The organism is Thermomonas carbonis, assembly GCF_014396975.1.
Classification (GTDB): Bacteria; Pseudomonadota; Gammaproteobacteria; order Xanthomonadales; family Xanthomonadaceae; genus Thermomonas; species Thermomonas carbonis.
The window spans coordinates 2,745,245-2,760,902 of record NZ_CP060719.1 but is presented as its reverse complement, the minus strand read 5'-3'; the positions used below and the strand labels follow the sequence as shown (position 1 = coordinate 2,760,902).

Below are 15,658 nucleotides of genomic sequence, written 5' to 3'. Positions count from 1 at the left end.
AGTCACACCCAAGCGGTCGACCGAACGCCGCGCGTCAGAGCAGGTCGGCGACCCGATAACGGCCCGCAGACCGGCCCTTGAGCCGCGCCGCGACGTGCAAGGCACCACGCGCGAAAATGTCGCGGTTGGTCGCGCGGTGGATCAACTCGATGCGCTCGCCCGCGGTCGTGAACTGCACCAAGTGTTCGCCAACGATGTCGCCGGCGCGGATCGAGGCGTAATGCGGCGTGGCACCGCCCTGCCCGGCGGCGTCGCCGAGCGTCAGCGCGGTGCCCGACGGCGCATCCAGCTTGCGGGTGTGGTGGGACTCGACGATGTCGCAATCCCATCCAGGCAAGGCACGTGCCGCGCGTTCGACCAGGTCATGCAGCACCGCAACGCCGAGGCTGAAGTTGCTGGCCCAGGTGAGCGGGATGCGCGTTGCGGCGTCCGCCAACGCCGCTTCCTGCGCCGCCGACAATCCGGTCGTGCCGGACACGAATCCAGCGCCTCGCGCCACGCACAGGCCGAGGAGCGCGTCGAAACCCTCCGGCAGGCTGAAATCCACCGCAACATCGAACGCAGGTACGCCGGAAAGTTCGCTGGCGGCGAACTGCGGAATGCCATCGACCACGCGCGCGCCGACCTTGCGCGATACCGCGGCAACCACGATGCAACCGGTGTCTTCGTCGCGGCACAGGCGCTGCAGGCTCTGGCCCATGCGCCCGTTGGCACCATGGACCAGCAATCGAATCGGATTGGTCATGCCTGCAGGCTAGCGGGCAGGCCCGGCCGCGACAAGCCGCGCGGCTGTTTGCCTAGAGCTGGCTGGCCGCGTTCTTGAGGCGATCAGCGACCTGGTGCATGGCGTTGTCGAACACACTGTCGCCCTCGCGCAGGCTGACCTTGCCGAGCTTGGCCATCGCCGCCAGTTCTTCCGCCGAGGCCACCAGCACGCGGATGCCGCGACGGTTGACCAGCAGCAAACGCGAGGAAATCGGGCTGATCCACGAGACCTTGGCCGGCTCGACCCGGTCAGCAGAAGTTGCCAGTTGCAGCCAACTGCCGACCTGCAGCTTCCGCATGCGGTCCAGCATAGTGCCTTCGTAATCCAGGTGATCGTTGCCGGCCACGACCTCGAGCTGCGGCTCCGGCTCGACGGCCTTCGGTTCCGGCAGGATGACCTGCTCCGGCATGTGGTTCGGGTTGTCGGCCGCGCGCTCGCCCGCGGTCAGCCGAATGAGTGCGTCCTGCAGGGAGTCGATCGCCAGTTGCGCGGTATCGCCGGTGCAGCCTGAACTGGACAGGATGGCTTCGAACTGCGCACGCGGCAAGGTGGGCAATTCCTCCAGCGGACTGCGCACTTCGGCGTAGTCGAACGCCAGCAACAGGCGGTCGACTGCCTGGATAGCCTGCTCGTGTCTTGGCGAACCGTGGCCGTCGCGAAGCATCACCTGGGTCAGGTGGTGAGACACATGGCGACCGATGAATTCGTCCATGACCGGCGGCAATTCGCGCTCGCCGCGATGCTGCATGAGTTCGGCGGCCACCGCGCTGCGCGCCAGATCCAGGCGCTCGCGTCCGCGCTGGGCTTCGGTCGCACGCTTTTCGGCCAGCTCGAAACGCTTGCGGTGCTGCGCCATGTACGAGCGCAGTTCCTGCTCCAGCGTTTCGAAGATCGCCACGTCCTCGTTGAACTCGGCGACCAGGCGATCGATGGTGTAGTCGACGCGATTGAGCAGCGCCTGTTCCTGCGGCGCATCGCCATGGTTGCCTTCGCAGGCTTCGGCCACCGTGTTGAGCAGGCGGCGAGCCGGATGTTCCTTGAACAGGAACATGCGCCGGTCCTTGACCGCGACTTTCACGTACGGCACCAGCATGCGGCCGATCTTGCGGCGGATGTTGGCGTCGAACTGCGGGCCGTCGAGCAGCACGTCGAACAGCAACGCCACCAGGTCGACCGCATCCTCGTCCAAGCCGTCGAGATGCAGGTTGTCGCCGGCCACGCCGAGCTTGCGCGCGTTCTGCGCGACTTCCTGGCGCAACTGATCGGCCAGCGTGCGGTGATTGCCACCGGCCTCGCGCGGCGGCAACGGGGTATTCGGCATGTCCTGCTGCATCAGCGACAGGATCGACATCAATTCGCTGGAACCGAGCTTGGTGACCGGGGCTTGTTGGGCACCGGGTTGCGCCTGCCCGCCTTCTGCATCGGCCTGGTTGCCGCCCATGGCCGTGCGCCATCCCTGCAGCAAGCCCAGCAGGTTGCCGAACATCGCCTGGTCGACCGCGTTCACCTGGGCCGGCAGCTGTACCTGGCCGTGGGACGGCGTAGGCGCTTGCTGATCCTGCGGGCCTGCCGGAGCGTGCGCTTGTGCTGACACCTTGACCGTCGCGCGCAGTTCCGGCAACACGCCGGCAGCGATCATCAGGGTGTTGGCGCGTTCGTAGGCGGCACCCAGCACGGCACCGAGTTCGCGTTCGAAGAACTTGAACACGACGATGCGCACGCCGGCAACCAATTCGGACTCGGCCAATGCCGCGCGCAGCGCCGCGGAAAGGAATGCAGGTGCCAGCGGATTGTCCTGGGCCTGCAGATCTTCGCGGCCGGCCACATGGGCGATCCGTTTGCTTGCCATTTCCACGCTGGGACCATGCAGCCGCACCAGCGAGTCGGCCAGCTGCTCCACCGCCAGTTGTTCCTCCAAGTCCTGCTCCGACAACAGACTCAGGTCGGATTTCCGACCATCGACCGGAAACCACTCGCTGGCATTGCGCAGGTTGCGGAAACCCGTCTGGACCACGTCGTCGTAGCGGCGCGAGATCTGGCCCCGCTGGCGACGCAGGTCGCGCAGCGCCATCAGGCCGAATTCTTCGTCGCCCTGCTGGCTGCGATCGAACAGGTAGTCGTCGACCTTGCCGAGTGCACGATCAAGTGCCGGCAACACCCGCTCCAGCATCTGCTTTTGCAGGCTGTCGAGAAGCCGGCCCCGATCTGGGGGGGCTGGTGGGGAGTATCCGTGGGGGAACGGAAAGACATGGGGGCCCTGAACAGGGGATTGAGCCATTGAGCAGGCTACGCGCGTTTGCGCGGCATGTCGCCGCCGTGCCGCGGTTTTGCAGATTGCGGCACAGTTTTTCCGACTATGGGCATGCTTCAGGAGACCATGCGGTCCCAGAAGCCCTTCACGCCATCCAGGAAGGTGCTGGATTTCGGCGAATGCCGGCGCGCGTTCTCGCCGACGAACGTCGCCTCGAACTGCTCCAGGAGCTCGCGTTGCTCGTTGGTGAGGTTGACCGGAGTCTCGACCACGACCTTGCAGTACAAATCGCCGGGGTGCCGGCTGCGCACCGACTTGACGCCCTTGTCGCGCAGGCGGAAGACCTTGCCGGTCTGGGTTTCGACGGGAATCCGCAACTCCACTTCGCCGCCCAGGGTGGGCACGCGCACGCTGTCGCCGAGCGCCGCCTGCGAAATGCGAATCGGCACCTCGCAATGCAGGTCATCGCCATCACGCGCGAAGATATCGTGCGGGCGCACCCGGACTTCCACATACAGGTCGCCCGGAGGCGTACCGGCCGGGCCGACTTCGCCCTCGCCCGCCAGGCGGATGCGATCACCGTTGTCCACGCCGGCCGGGATCTTCACCGACAGCGCTTTTTCTTCCTCGACACGGCCATTGCCGTCGCATTGCGGGCAGGGATTGGGGATGGTCTTGCCGGTGCCGGCGCAATGCGGGCACGCCGCCTGCATCGCGAACGGACCGCGTTGCATGCGCACCTGGCCACGACCGTGGCAGGTCGCACAGGTTTCGACCTTGCCATCGGCCGAACCGCTGCCCTTGCAGGGCTCGCAATTCGCCAAGGTGGGGATTTCGATGCGTTTCTCGACGCCGGCCACGGCCTCCTCGAGGTCGAGTTCCATGATGTAGCCGACATCGGCACCGCGACGCGGGCCTTGCTGGCGGGCACCGCCGCCGAAGATGTTGCCGAAGATATCGCCGAAGATGTCGCCCATGTCGGCGCCACCGAAGCCCGGCCCGGCGTTGCCGCCGCCCATGCCATGCTCGAACGCCGCATGCCCGTGCTGGTCGTACATGCGGCGCTTGCCGCCGTCGCTCAGCACTTCGTAGGCTTCCTTGCACTCCTTGAACGCGGCCTCGGCGCTCGCGTCGCCGGGGTTGCGGTCGGGATGGTGCTTCATCGCGCTGCGGCGATACGCCTTCTTCAAGTCCTCGTCGGAGGCGTTGCGGGCCACGCCCAAGACTTCGTAGTAATCGCGTTTGCTCATCGACCTTGCCTGCATCCTTCACGGCAACGGGCAGACCACTGGCCTGCCCGTCGCTTTGTTACCGATCGCGTTTGCGATCAGGCGCCCTTGTTGTCGTCCTTGACCTCGGTGAACTCGGCGTCGACCACGTCGTCGCCGGCCGCCGAAGCCTGGCCTGCCGCATCACCCGCCGCACTCGGCTGCGCGGACGCGGCAGCCGCGGCAAACAACGCCTGGCCCGCCTCTTCCAGCGCCTTCGCCTTGGCGTCGATCTGGCCCTTGTCGTCGCCCTTCATCGCGGTTTCCAGCTCGGCGATGGCACCCTCGGCGCGGCCGATCACATCGCCCGGTACCTTGTCGCCGTTATCCTTGATGGCGGTGCGGGTGGCGTGGATCAGTCCATCGGCCTGGTTGCGTGCGGTCACCAGCTCGTGGAAGCGCTTGTCTTCCTCGCGGTTGGCTTCGGCGTCCTGGACCATCCGCTGGATCTCGTCGTCGGACAGGCCGGAGCCCGCCTTGATCTCGACCTTCTGCTCCTTGCCGGTCTTCTTGTCCTTGGCATTGACGTGGAGGATGCCGTTGGCGTCGATGTCGAAGCTCACTTCCACCTGCGGCATGCCGCGCGGCGCGGCGTCGATGCCGGTCAGGTCGAACTTGGCCAGCGACTTGTTGTAGCGGGCCTGTTCGCGCTCACCCTGCAACACGTGCACGGTCACCGCGGATTGGTTGTCTTCGGCGGTGCTGAAGGTCTGCGACGCCTTGGTCGGGATGGTGGTGTTCTTCTCGATGATCTTGGTGAACACGCCACCCAGGGTCTCGATGCCCAGCGACAACGGGGTCACGTCGAGCAGGAGCACGTCCTTGACGTCGCCCTGCAGCACGCCGCCCTGGATCGCCGCACCAATAGCCACCGCCTCGTCGGGGTTGACGTCCTTCTTCGGCTCCTTGCCGAAGAACTCGGTGACCGCCTGCTGCACGCGCGGCATGCGGGTCTGGCCACCGACCAGGATCACCTCGCCGATATCGCTGGCGCGCAGGCCGGCATCGTTCAGGGCGATGCGGCAAGGCTCGATGGTCTTCTTCACCAGGTCGTCGACCAGCGCTTCCAGCTTGGAGCGGGTCAGTTTGATGTTGAGGTGCTTCGGGCCGGTCGCATCGGCGGTCACGTACGGCAGGTTGACATCGGTCTGCTGGGAAGACGACAGCTCGATCTTGGCGCGTTCGGCGGCGTCCTTGAGGCGCTGCAGGGCCAGGGGATCCTTGCGCAGGTCGATGCCCTGCTCCTTCTGGAACTCTTCCACGAGATAGTCGATGACGCGCTTGTCGAAGTCTTCACCGCCGAGGAAGGTGTCGCCGTTGGTGGCCAGCACCTCGAACTGCTTCTCGCCATCGACATTCGCGATCTCGATGATCGACACGTCGAAGGTGCCACCGCCGAGGTCGTACACCGCGATCTTGCGGTCGCTCTTGTCGCCCTTGTCCATGCCATAGGCCAGTGCGGCCGCGGTCGGCTCGTTGATGATGCGCTTGACGTCGAGGCCGGCGATGCGGCCAGCGTCCTTGGTCGCCTGGCGCTGGCTGTCGTTGAAGTAGGCCGGCACGGTGATCACGGCCTCGGTGACCGGCTCGCCCAGATAGGCTTCGGCGGTCTTCTTCATCTTCTCCAGCACCTTGGCGGAGACTTCCTGCGGTGCCAGCTTCTTGCCGTCGATCAGCGACACCCACGCATCGCCGTTGTCATGGGCGGTGATGCCGTACGGCACCAGACCCAGGTCCTTCTGCACTTCGGCGTCGCTGAACTTGCGGCCGATCAGGCGCTTCACCGCGTAGAAGGTGTTCTTCGGGTTGGTGACGGCCTGGCGCTTGGCGGACGCGCCGACCAGCACCTCGTTGTCCTTCGACCATGCCACCACCGACGGAGTGGTGCGGTCGCCCTCGCTGTTCTCGATGACCTTGGCCTTGCCGCCTTCCATGATGGCGACGCAGGAGTTGGTGGTGCCCAGGTCGATGCCGATGATCTTGCCCATGTGTCTTTCCTCGAAATGCTGGATGTCGGGGGCGCGTTGCGCCATGTCCGCGATGTGGGGTTGCAGCGGGCGGCTTCAAGGGCCGCGCGCGTGGCGATTCAGGACGCGACCACCACCAGGGCGGGTCGCAGCAGGCGGCCATTGAGCAGGTAACCCTTCTGGAACACCTGGGCGACGCTGTCCGCTGCCACGCCCGGGGCCTGCACCTGGCTGATCGCCTGGTGATGCTCGGGATTGAACGGCTCGCCGGTCGGATCCAGCACCGTCAGGCCATTCTCGCCGGCGACTTTCAGCAACTGCTTGTAGGTGAGATCCAGGCCGTCTCGCAGCGGGCTGGCGTCGGTACCGGCCGCTACCAGGCCTGCATCGAGACTGTCGAACACCGGCAGCAGGTCGCCGAGCAGGCGCTCGTTGGCGAAACGGCGCGCGTTGTCGATCTCGCGCGCGATGCGCTTGCGCTGGTTGTCGAGGTCGGCGCGCTCGATCAGCGATTGCGCCTTCAGTTGCTCGAGTTCGCCGCGCAAGGCTTCGAGTTCATCGTGCTGCGGCATGTCGGCGGCCGCGTCGTTCACGTCCTGGATCGGATCCTGCATGTTGGTTCCCGTACTTGAATGTGCGGCCATCCGCCGCGCCCGGCATGGTGATGGGGTTTCGTCCAGAGGGATTCAAGGCGCGATGCCGGTGGCATCGTGCTGCCAGCTCAGGGCGGTGCGTCCAGCGCCGCGCCAAGGATCACCGCGGTCGCCTCCACCACCGGGATCACCCGCTCGTAGGCCATCCGGCTGGGGCCGATGACGCCCAGCACGCCCAATACGCGGCCATCCCGGCCGTAGGGCGCGGTCACCAGCGACATTCCTTCCAGCGGTGCGATGCCGGTTTCCTCGCCGATGAACACGCGCATGCCCGGCGCCTTGGCGGTGCGCTCCAACAATTGCAGCAACTCGCGTTTCTCGGCGAAAGCCTCGAACAGCGCGCGCAGGCGGTCGAGGTCGTTGAGATCCTGCAAGCCCATCAACCGGGTCTGCCCGGCCACCAGCATGCCGTCGAAGGCGGCTTCTTCGCGGGCCGGCGCAAACGCCTGTTCGGCGAGGTCAAGCGACGTCGCCAGCAAGCGTTCCATCTCGCTGCGCGCGTCGCGCAGGTCGCGCAGCAGCGCGGTGCGGATCTGCGCCAGTGGCTGCCCGGCGAAATGGGTATTCAGGTAGTTCGCGGTCTGTTCGAGCTCCGACGGATCGAACGCACGCCGCACCTGCACCACCCGGTTCTGCACCTCGCCATCGGCGAACACCACGATCGCCAGCACTCGCTGCGGATCCAGCGCGACGAACTCGATCTGGCGGAATGCGAATCCTTCCCGCTTCGGCACGCTGACCATGCCGGCGAAATGGGTCATCGCCGACAGCAATTCCGAGGTATTGCCCAGCAGGGCCTGGGTACCGGCACCGACTGGCAGCTCGCTGCGCAGGCGCTGCAATTCGACATCGCCCAAGGGCTTGACCTGCAGCAGCGAATCCACGAACAGCCGATAGCCATGCGCGGTCGGGATGCGCCCGGCGGAGCTGTGCGGCGCGGCCAGCAAGCCGGCTTCTTCCATCGACGCCAGAATATTCCGGATCGTGGCCGGGCTGACGTCCAGTCCCGAGTGCCTGGCCAGCGTCTGCGAGCCGACCGGCTCGCCGTCACGGACATGCCGGGCCACCAGCGTGCGAAGCAACTGGCGCGCACGCGGGTCGCTGGCGATGTCGGCGGGGTGTCGGCTCATGCGGTGGTTGTATGCGCCGCGCGGCCGGCATGCAAGTGCGGGCTTGTCGTTCTGAACGCAGTGAAGAACCTGCTTCAAGTAACAGATCCTTCGCTTCGCTCAGGATGACAGGGACGCATACAATGCGCGCCGATGCTGAGCCGCCTGTCCATCCGCGATTTCGCCGTGGTCGCCCATGCCGAGCTGGCCTTCGGGCGCGGCTTGACCGTGGTCTCCGGCGAAACCGGTGCCGGCAAGTCGTTGCTGGTCGATGCGCTGGGCTTCCTCGGCGGTGCGCGTGCGGATGCCGGGGCGGTTCGACATGGCGCGCAACGCGCCGAACTGGCCGCGGAATTCAGCCTGGACGATTGCCCGGCCGCCGCCGATTGGTTGCGCGACGCCGAACTCGACGACGAAGACGCCTGCCAGCTGCGTCGCACCCTGCGCGCGGATGGCGGATCGCGCGCATGGATCAATGGCCGCCCGGTGCCGTTGGCCCAACTGGCGGAACTGGCCGCGTTGCTGGTCGAGATCCACGGCCAGCACGAGCAGCAGGCCCTGCTGTCGCGCCCGCACCAGACCCGCCTGCTCGATGCGCATGCACGTCATCCGGCCTTGCTCGATGCGGTGCACACGACTGCCCTGCAGTGGAAAGCACTGCATGAGGAACGCCTTGCCTTGCTCGCCCGCGGCGATGTCGGCGAGCGCCAGTCGTGGCTGCGACACCAGCTGCAGGAACTGGACGCCGAAACCCTGGCGCCCGAAGCCTTGGCGGAACTCGACGCCAGTCATCGTCGGCAGGCGCACGCGGCTTCATTGATTTCGGCCTGCGAACAGGCATTGGAGCAACTGGGCGGCGACCGTGCCATCGCCACACAATTGCATCATCTGCGCGGCAGCTTGCAGCGCGAAGCCGCGCACGAACCGCGGCTCGGCGAGGTCGATGCCTTGCTGGACTCGGCCGCAATCCAGCTCGACGAAGCGTTCGCCATGCTGGAACGCATCCGCGACGACCTGGACATCGACCCGGCCGCACTGGAAACACTGGAACGCCGCCTGGGCCGCGTGCAGGACCTGGCGCGCAAGCACCGGGTCGCGCCCGACGGATTGGCTGCGCATCGCGAGTCGCTGGCACGCGAACTCGACTCGCTCGCGGATGCCGATGAACGCCTGCAGCGGATCGAACGCGACATCGCCCAAGCGCTTGCCGAATGGACTATTGCAGCCAAGAAGCTCACCAACTCGCGGCGCAAGGCAGGCGACGCGCTCGGTCAGTCGGTGGCTGCACTGATCGCGGAACTGGGAATGGAAGGCGGCCGTTTCGAGGTGCAGCTGGATGCTGGCGACAGCGACCTGCCGGATCCGCGCGGTGCCGAGCGCGTGGATTTCCTGGTGTCGGCCAACGCTGGCCAGCCGCCGCGACCGTTGCGAAAGGTCGCCTCGGGCGGCGAGCTGTCGCGCATCTCGCTGGCGATCGAAGTCGCCACGCTGGGCCTGGATGCGGTGCCAACCATGGTCTTCGACGAAGTGGATTCGGGCATCGGCGGCGCCGTTGCCGCGGCGGTGGGTGCGAAGCTGCGCGCGCTGGGCGCACCGCGACAGGTCCTGTGCGTGACCCACCAGCCGCAGGTCGCTGCGGCCGGGCATGCGCATTACCGGGTCAGCAAAGCCGCCGCGGACGGGATGACCCAGTCTTCGGTCGTCGTGCTCGACAACGACGGCCGTGTCGATGAGATCGCGCGGATGCTGGGTGGCGCCGAAGTCACCGACGAAGCGCGCGCCGCGGCGAGGAAGTTGCTTGACGGGTTCCAGTAACCCGTAGCCCGGGCAAGCGCATCGCACCCGGGACCTCCCGGATGCAACAAAGCAATAGGTCAACGCTTCTTGCGCACGTACAGCACCAGCGCGTGGTCCTCGATCTCGTAGCCGTGCGCTGCCGCGATCTGCCGCTGCAATTCCTCGATTTCGTCGCTGTGGAACTCGACCACCTTGCCGGAATCCACGTCGACCATATGGTCGTGGTGTTCGCCGCGATCGAGTTCGTAGACGGCATGGCCGCCCTCGAAATTGTGCTTGAGCACCAACCCGGCCGACTCGAACTGGGTGAGCACCCGGTAGATCGTGGCCAGGCCGATTTCTTCGCCGTCCCCGAGCAGCTGCCGGTAGATGTCCTCGGCGGTCATGTGCCGCGGCTTGGTCTGCTCCAGCAGTTCCAGTATCCGCATGCGCGGATGGGTGACCTTGAGGCCTGCCTTGCGTAAGTCCTGCGATTCCATCGGCCCTCCGGGCTGGTTCTTCGATCGCCAACGGCGGGTGAATGCGGCACCCGGCACTTGTCCGGCGCTGTGGCCGCAAACGCCGTCGCAGCGGGCTTGGAGTGTATCATCGGCGCTTCTGTCACTCGCCCTCGCCCTCCATGCGCAAGCTGCTCGCTATCCTCCTCGTGGTCCTGTTCGCCAGCGGTTGTGGCGTGCTGTACCGGCAGCCGATCTACCAGGGCAACCTGCTTGACAAGGCGGCGGTGGATCAGTTGCAGGAAGGCATGGACAAGCGCCAGGTCATGACCCTGCTGGGCACGCCATCCGTGCAGGATCCGTTCCACCAGGAGCGTTGGGATTACGTGGCCAGCCGCCGTACCGGCCGCAGCGGCCCGACCGAAGTCAAGAACATGACCCTCTGGTTCGAGAACGGCAATCTGTCGAAGTGGGAAGGCGAATACTTCCCGGAAGAAGACTCCGAACTGGCCAAGTCGTCCACTAAGTCGTTCGGGCCCAACCTGCAGAAGGACAAGAAGAAGGGCGGCCGCTAAGGCCTTTCCTTTCAGCGGCTGGTTTTCAAAGGCCGCCGTTCCGCCCGCAAGCGTCGCGCCTGCTTGGGATCCATCTGCAGGGCACGCAGCAATTCCACGCGATCGCCATCGTGCAGCACGCTGTCCATGGCTGCGCCCACGCCGAACACCGCAAGTGCGGTGAACTCGCTATCCAAGGACCAACCACACGCCTGCAATGCAGTGGCGACGGTCGCATCTTCGCCGATCTCGACCATCCGCGATTCGTGCCGATGCGGCCACGCGCGCAGCACTTCGACTCGCATCAGGTGCCGCCCTTGTCGGCCTCGCGCACGAAGTCGTCGACCATGCGATCAGCCAGGCTCTGCATGCCGAGCGACAGCGCCGGCGCAAGCAGGCGGTTTTGCGGCTCGAATTCCAGGCGCAGGCTGACCTTGCAGGCGGATTCGTCGAGGGAATGGAACTGCCAGCGGCCATCAAGGCGGCGGAATGGGCCGTCGCGCAAGAGCATGTCGATGTGGTGCGGTGGCGATAACGTGTTTTCGGTGGTGAACCACGTATGAAATCCACCGACGCCCAGATCCAGACGCGCGACCAGTCGATCCTCGCCCTGCTCCAGCACCTGCGCCTCGCGGCACCAGTCGAAACGCTTAGGGTAAGCCGCCACGTCGTTGACCAGCGCGAACATGCGCGCGGCGGAATGTTCGACCAGGGCACTGCGCAGGATGACCGGCATCGCGACTCCAACGGGGCCAGACACGCCGAAATGCAGCCGGATCGGCGAGAATGACGGAATGAGCAAGAAGACGGACAAGGATAAGCCAAACGGCGGCGGCACCATCGCGCTGAACAAGCGCGCGCGCCACGAATACCACTTCGAGCAGAAGTTCGAGGCCGGCCTGTCGCTGCAGGGCTGGGAACTCAAGTCGATCCGTGCTGGTCGCGCCAACCTCACCGACGGCTACGCGGTGGTGCTGCATGGCGAGTTGTTCCTGGTCGGTGCGCAGATCACCCCACTGATCCAGGCATCGACGCACGTGGTCGCCAACGACAGGCGCAGCCGCAAGTTGCTGTTGCATCGCCACGAGATCGACGAACTGATCGGTCGCGTGCAACGCGACGGCTACACCTTGATCCCGACCGCGCTGTACTGGAAGGGCAACAAGGTGAAGATGGAACTGGCGCTGGCGCGCGGCAAGCAGAGCCACGACAAGCGCGAGGTGAGCAAGGAGCGCGACTGGAATCGCGAGAAGCAGCGGGTGATGCGCCAGCACAACAAGGATGCGTGATGTTTCCGCCATCGCCGGAAGCATCCCCATGATGCGCAAGCGACTCATGGGCCCCACTGCGTGCTTCCATCCCCCGTTCGCGCCTTTGGCGCGAATCCGCCCCCAAGTTGGGGCTCACAAGCAGCGTGATCGAGTACTAGTCGGTTCGATCAGTCCGGATCGGTTGCTGATATGAGCGCCTCGCCCAGCTTGAAGCGGAAGCTCGCGCCGTGCCCCGGGCGGCCTTCGGCCTGGATCTCGCCGCCATGGCGTTCGACGATGCGCTTCACCGACGCCAGGCCGATGCCGTGCCCGGGAATTCATCCTGGCTGTGCAGACGCTGGAATGGCTTGAACAACTTGTTGGCGTAGTCGGGATCGAAGCCAGCCCCGTTGTCGCGTACCGCGAACCAGTCGCGGCCATCGACATCCGTCTCTCGAAGGAATTCGATGCGTGCGTTGTCTCGGCCGCGGGTGAATTTCCAGGCATTGCCCAGAAGATTTTCCAGCAGGTTCTGCAGCAGGGTGCGATCGCCTTGCGCATGCATGCCCGGCGCGATGCGCAGGTCGATGGCGCGGCCCGGGTCGGCATCGGCAAGCCCGGCCGCCACATCCTCGGCGAGCGCACTCAGGTCGACATCGGCCACGTCCGGTTCGGCGCGACCGATCCGCGCAAGCTTCAGCAGCGCATCGATCAATTCCCCCATCCGCGCGGTGCCCCTGCGAACGCGTTCCAAGTAGTCGAGCCCCGTGGCATCCAGTGCCTGCGCATGGCGCTCGCTGAGCAAGCGGCTGAATCCTTCGATGCCGCGCAATGGCGCACGCAGGTCGTGGGACACGCTGTAGGCGAAGGATTCGAGTTCGCGGTTGGCTTCGCTGAGCTCGCGCGTGCGCGCAGCGACGCGCGCTTCCAGGGTGCGATTGAGTGCCAGCACCGCCGCTTCGGCACGCACGCGCTCGCTCACGTCCTCGACCTGCACCAAGCGGGAGACATCGACGCCCGGCTCGGTCGGTACCGGCGCGAAGGTCAGGTGCACATGGCGCACCTCCCCATCATCGCGACGCAGGGTGCGGGTCAGGCGAATCACCCCGCCCGACTCGTCGAAGGCTTCCATCTGCGAGGTCACCAGCGGCTGGGTGTCGCCCTCGTCGAGGAATTCGTTGAGCGAATGTCCCTGCAACATGCCATCGCTGCGTCCGAAGATGCGCGCGAACGCGGGATTGTTCTCGACGATCGCGCCGTTGGAGTCCAGCAATGCCTTGCCGATCGCCGAATACTGCATGGCATTGCGGAAACGCTGTTCGCTGCGGCGGTAGCTCTGGGTCATGTCAGCGGCGATGCGCCGTGCCCGCGCCTCCGTCGAGGCCAACATCCAGGTCATCGCGAACAGCAGCAATGATGCAGCGAGTCCGGCGAACAGCAGCTTGTCGAGAGCCGCCAGTTGCGGCGCGGCGCTCGCGATCGGCCCGGAGAAAAAATCGAAACGCCATCGGCGTCCGTAGAACAGCATGGTCAGGCTATGGGTGAAGGCATGCCGAGTGGCATCGATGCCCGCATCCTGGTGCATCACCACGTGGCCACCGTCGGTGGTATCGACTACACGCAGCATCGTCCGCGTCTGTGCCGGCGGCAACGCGGCCCGCAACATCGCGCCGATGCGGAACGGCGCGTACACCCAGCCGCGCATCGACGCTCGCCGCAGCCGCGGGGAATCGGCCGCCTCCACACCGCCATAGACCGGCATGTATAGCACCAGCGAATGCTCCGGATGCGCCACATCGCGCATCAGCACCAGGCGACCGCTCAATTGCGATCGGCCGGTATGCATGGCCGCATGCATCGCGGCGCGGCGGGTCGGCTCCGAATACATGTCGAAGCCTTGCGCAGTCTGGTTCTGCGTAGATTGGGGCTCCATGTACAGGATGGGGCCGTAGTGTTCGCGATGGCCGCGCGGACGAACTTCGAGCAGCCCGCGTCCTTGTTCCCGCCAAGCCTCCTGCAGGCGGGTCAATCCACGAGCGTCCACGTAGACGGCGTAGCCCAGTCCAAGTACATACGGGAAGCGCGAAGGCACCCGCAAGCCATCCACATAGCCGCGCCATTGCTCGGGCGTGGGTTGATCGACCGCCGCGAACAGCGACGCACCGCCGCGCAAGGTGACCTCGATACTGTTGAGGTGCATTTGCACCAACGACGCCTGCTGCCCGGCGATGCTGCGGAACTGCTGGGAAGCCAAGCGCAGCTCGCGCTGGCGCGCATGGTCCCAGGCCACCAGCACGAACAACACCGAGACGACCAGCACCAGGATCGCGAACGGGTAGCCGTAGCGCATGCGGCGCAGCGAACGTGGCGCATCTGCGGGTGGGGGAGGATGCGGCGTTGCCATCGCCCCAGCATAACGGGTCGCCAGCGGCGCACGGTCACCCAGACACACATCGGGCCGCTTGCGCGGCCCGATGTGGTGAAGATGGTGGAGGTGGGCGGAATCGAACCGCCGTCCGAAGGAACTCCATGCCCGGCACTACATGCTTAGCTCACCGTTTGGTCTCGCCCTGCGACAACACGGTGTGCGAAGCACGCCGCAGGACACACCCGCTAGAGTTAAGCCACTGGTTGGCGGGTCGCCGCCAGGGCCGGTTCCGTGATAATGACCCTACATCCACGAGCACGGGCACAAGTGGGTTCGGGGCTTACGCCTTAAGCGGCGAGAGCGTAGACGTCGTCGTTGGCGTCTGGGTTTTTGCAGCTGGATTAACGAGGAAAGCTACCCCCTCGGCATGCGCCGTGCGATTTCGCTGCCCCCGTCGAAGCCAGTGCACCCCGGGTAACGTCGATGTCGCCGACTAGGTCAGTATAGGGACGCGAACCGTTGATACAAGTTCGCGCCCCTTTTTTTTCCAGCAGGGAGATCAGCCCTGCAGCGGCAGCAGGCGGATCTCCACGCGGCGATTCAAGGCGCGGCCCTGCTCGGTCTCGTTGCTGGCGATCGGATAGCGCTTGCCCATGCCCACCACTTCGAAGCGCTCGCGCTGCAGGCCCTGGCCCGTAAGATAATTCGACACCGCATTCGCACGGCGCTCGGAAAGCGTCTGGTTGGCGGCATCTGAACCGATGCTGTCGGTATGACCGCTGACTTCCACGATGGTCTGGTTGTACTCGCGCAGCGTATTGGCGATCGTGTTCAGAGCCGGATAGAACTGCGGCTTGATGTCGTACTTGGCGAAGTCGAAGGTCACGCCATCCGGCAGGTTGAGCTTGATGACGTCGCCATCGCGGGTGACATCGACGCCGGTGCCTGCGGTGGCGCGGCGCAGCTCGGCTTCCTGGCGATCCTGATAGGCACCGATGCCGCCACCCGCCAACGCGCCAATGCCGACGCCGACCATTGCACGTTGGCGGCGTTCAACGGCATTGCCTCCGCTGAGCAGACCCGCGGCGGCACCGATGGCCGCACCGATCAACGCGCCGTTGCGGGTGCGGTTGGGATCGTTCGGATCGTTGGTCTGCCCGGTGTAAGTCGCGCAACCGGACGTGAAGGCGGCCAGGGTGGCGGCCAGTGCAGCAACTTTGAGAGTCTGGGTATTCATG

The 15,658-nt window shown here is 65.7% G+C and carries 13 protein-coding genes, 1 other RNA gene and 1 pseudogene; 3 read left to right on the top strand and 12 right to left on the bottom strand.

Translation table 11 applies throughout. The features are described from left to right. Positions 1-34 precede the first annotated feature (34 nt). The 6 genes from H9L16_RS12905 to hrcA form a co-directional block, all read right to left on the bottom strand. Entirely contained in the window at positions 35-745 is a 711-nt protein-coding gene (locus tag H9L16_RS12905) for a 4-hydroxy-tetrahydrodipicolinate reductase (protein WP_187552076.1), read from the bottom strand. Positions 746-797: 52 nt separating this feature from the next. Continuing rightward, positions 798-2,921, bottom strand: a complete 2,124-nt coding sequence (locus tag H9L16_RS12900) for a DUF1631 family protein (protein WP_229796459.1) — start codon at positions 2,919-2,921, stop codon at positions 798-800. Positions 2,922-3,133: 212 nt separating this feature from the next. Next, positions 3,134-4,267, bottom strand: coding sequence for a molecular chaperone DnaJ (gene dnaJ, locus H9L16_RS12895; protein ID WP_187552074.1), 1,134 nt, complete (start codon positions 4,265-4,267; stop codon positions 3,134-3,136). Between the two features lie 77 nt (positions 4,268-4,344). After that, positions 4,345-6,273, bottom strand: coding sequence for a molecular chaperone DnaK (gene dnaK, locus H9L16_RS12890; RefSeq protein ID WP_187554182.1), 1,929 nt, complete (start codon positions 6,271-6,273; stop codon positions 4,345-4,347). Between the two features lie 98 nt (positions 6,274-6,371). Continuing rightward, positions 6,372-6,896 carry a nucleotide exchange factor GrpE gene (gene grpE / locus H9L16_RS12885; RefSeq protein ID WP_425507201.1) on the bottom strand — a complete coding sequence of 175 codons (525 nt, stop codon included), beginning with the start codon at positions 6,894-6,896 and terminating at the stop codon, positions 6,372-6,374. A gap of 77 nt (positions 6,897-6,973) precedes the next feature. Then, positions 6,974-8,035 (bottom strand): heat-inducible transcriptional repressor HrcA, encoded by a 1,062-nt coding sequence (hrcA, locus tag H9L16_RS12880; RefSeq protein ID WP_187552072.1) that lies wholly within the window; start codon positions 8,033-8,035, stop codon positions 6,974-6,976. Positions 8,036-8,167: 132 nt separating this feature from the next. On the opposite strand from hrcA, the gene recN reads away from it, so the two are divergent. Next, positions 8,168-9,829, top strand: a complete 1,662-nt coding sequence (gene recN / locus H9L16_RS12875; protein WP_187552071.1) for a DNA repair protein RecN — start codon at positions 8,168-8,170, stop codon at positions 9,827-9,829. A gap of 59 nt (positions 9,830-9,888) precedes the next feature. Here the strand turns inward: recN and fur are convergent, their stop codons facing one another. Further along, positions 9,889-10,290, bottom strand: a complete 402-nt coding sequence (fur, locus tag H9L16_RS12870; RefSeq protein ID WP_187552070.1) for a ferric iron uptake transcriptional regulator — start codon at positions 10,288-10,290, stop codon at positions 9,889-9,891. 140 nt (positions 10,291-10,430) lie between these two features. On the opposite strand from fur, the gene H9L16_RS12865 reads away from it, so the two are divergent. Further along, positions 10,431-10,823, top strand: a complete 393-nt coding sequence (locus H9L16_RS12865) for an outer membrane protein assembly factor BamE (protein ID WP_187552069.1) — start codon at positions 10,431-10,433, stop codon at positions 10,821-10,823. Between the two features lie 11 nt (positions 10,824-10,834). On the opposite strand, the gene H9L16_RS12860 is transcribed toward H9L16_RS12865, so the two are convergent. Together H9L16_RS12860 and H9L16_RS12855 are read right to left on the bottom strand one after the other, a co-directional pair. Continuing rightward, positions 10,835-11,107 (bottom strand): RnfH family protein, encoded by a 273-nt coding sequence (locus tag H9L16_RS12860; RefSeq protein ID WP_187552068.1) that lies wholly within the window; start codon positions 11,105-11,107, stop codon positions 10,835-10,837. Continuing rightward, positions 11,107-11,538 carry a type II toxin-antitoxin system RatA family toxin gene (locus H9L16_RS12855; protein WP_187552067.1) on the bottom strand — a complete coding sequence of 144 codons (432 nt, stop codon included), beginning with the start codon at positions 11,536-11,538 and terminating at the stop codon, positions 11,107-11,109. Before H9L16_RS12855 ends, H9L16_RS12860 begins: the two co-directional genes overlap by 1 nt. A gap of 58 nt (positions 11,539-11,596) precedes the next feature. On the opposite strand from H9L16_RS12855, the gene smpB reads away from it, so the two are divergent. Continuing rightward, positions 11,597-12,091: an SsrA-binding protein SmpB gene (gene smpB, locus H9L16_RS12850; protein ID WP_187552066.1), complete on the top strand. Its 495-nt coding sequence runs from the start codon at positions 11,597-11,599 to the stop codon at positions 12,089-12,091. A 149-nt stretch (positions 12,092-12,240) separates the two neighbouring features. Here the strand turns inward: smpB and H9L16_RS12840 are convergent. The 3 genes and pseudogenes from H9L16_RS12840 to H9L16_RS12830 all read right to left on the bottom strand — a co-directional run bounded on the left by H9L16_RS12840 (position 12,241) and on the right by H9L16_RS12830 (position 15,657). Next, positions 12,241-14,252: pseudogene (locus H9L16_RS12840) on the bottom strand (CHASE domain-containing protein). A 286-nt stretch (positions 14,253-14,538) separates the two neighbouring features. Further along, positions 14,539-14,893: a transfer-messenger RNA gene (gene ssrA, locus H9L16_RS12835) on the bottom strand. Between the two features lie 86 nt (positions 14,894-14,979). Next, entirely contained in the window at positions 14,980-15,657 is a 678-nt protein-coding gene (locus H9L16_RS12830; RefSeq protein ID WP_187552063.1) for a YiaD family glycine zipper/OmpA-like lipoprotein, read from the bottom strand. Position 15,658 lies beyond the last annotated feature (1 nt).

Excerpts from the sequence above, each read along its gene's own strand:
- H9L16_RS12905 (WP_187552076.1), bottom strand. The coding sequence starts at position 745 with ATGACCAATCCGATTCGATTGCTGGTCCATGGTGCCAACGGGCGCATG.
- H9L16_RS12860 (WP_187552068.1), bottom strand. The coding sequence starts at position 11,107 with ATGCGAGTCGAAGTGCTGCGCGCGTGGCCGCATCGGCACGAATCGCGG.
- hrcA (WP_187552072.1), bottom strand. The coding sequence starts at position 8,035 with ATGAGCCGACACCCCGCCGACATCGCCAGCGACCCGCGTGCGCGCCAG.
- H9L16_RS12855 (WP_187552067.1), bottom strand. The coding sequence starts at position 11,538 with ATGCCGGTCATCCTGCGCAGTGCCCTGGTCGAACATTCCGCCGCGCGC.
- fur (WP_187552070.1), bottom strand. The coding sequence starts at position 10,290 with ATGGAATCGCAGGACTTACGCAAGGCAGGCCTCAAGGTCACCCATCCG.
- dnaJ (WP_187552074.1), bottom strand. The coding sequence starts at position 4,267 with ATGAGCAAACGCGATTACTACGAAGTCTTGGGCGTGGCCCGCAACGCC.
- grpE (WP_425507201.1), bottom strand. The coding sequence starts at position 6,896 with ATGGCCGCACATTCAAGTACGGGAACCAACATGCAGGATCCGATCCAG.
- recN (WP_187552071.1), top strand. The coding sequence starts at position 8,168 with ATGCTGAGCCGCCTGTCCATCCGCGATTTCGCCGTGGTCGCCCATGCC.
- smpB (WP_187552066.1), top strand. The coding sequence starts at position 11,597 with ATGAGCAAGAAGACGGACAAGGATAAGCCAAACGGCGGCGGCACCATC.
- dnaK (WP_187554182.1), bottom strand. The coding sequence starts at position 6,273 with ATGGGCAAGATCATCGGCATCGACCTGGGCACCACCAACTCCTGCGTC.
- H9L16_RS12865 (WP_187552069.1), top strand. The coding sequence starts at position 10,431 with ATGCGCAAGCTGCTCGCTATCCTCCTCGTGGTCCTGTTCGCCAGCGGT.
- H9L16_RS12830 (WP_187552063.1), bottom strand. The coding sequence starts at position 15,657 with ATGAATACCCAGACTCTCAAAGTTGCTGCACTGGCCGCCACCCTGGCC.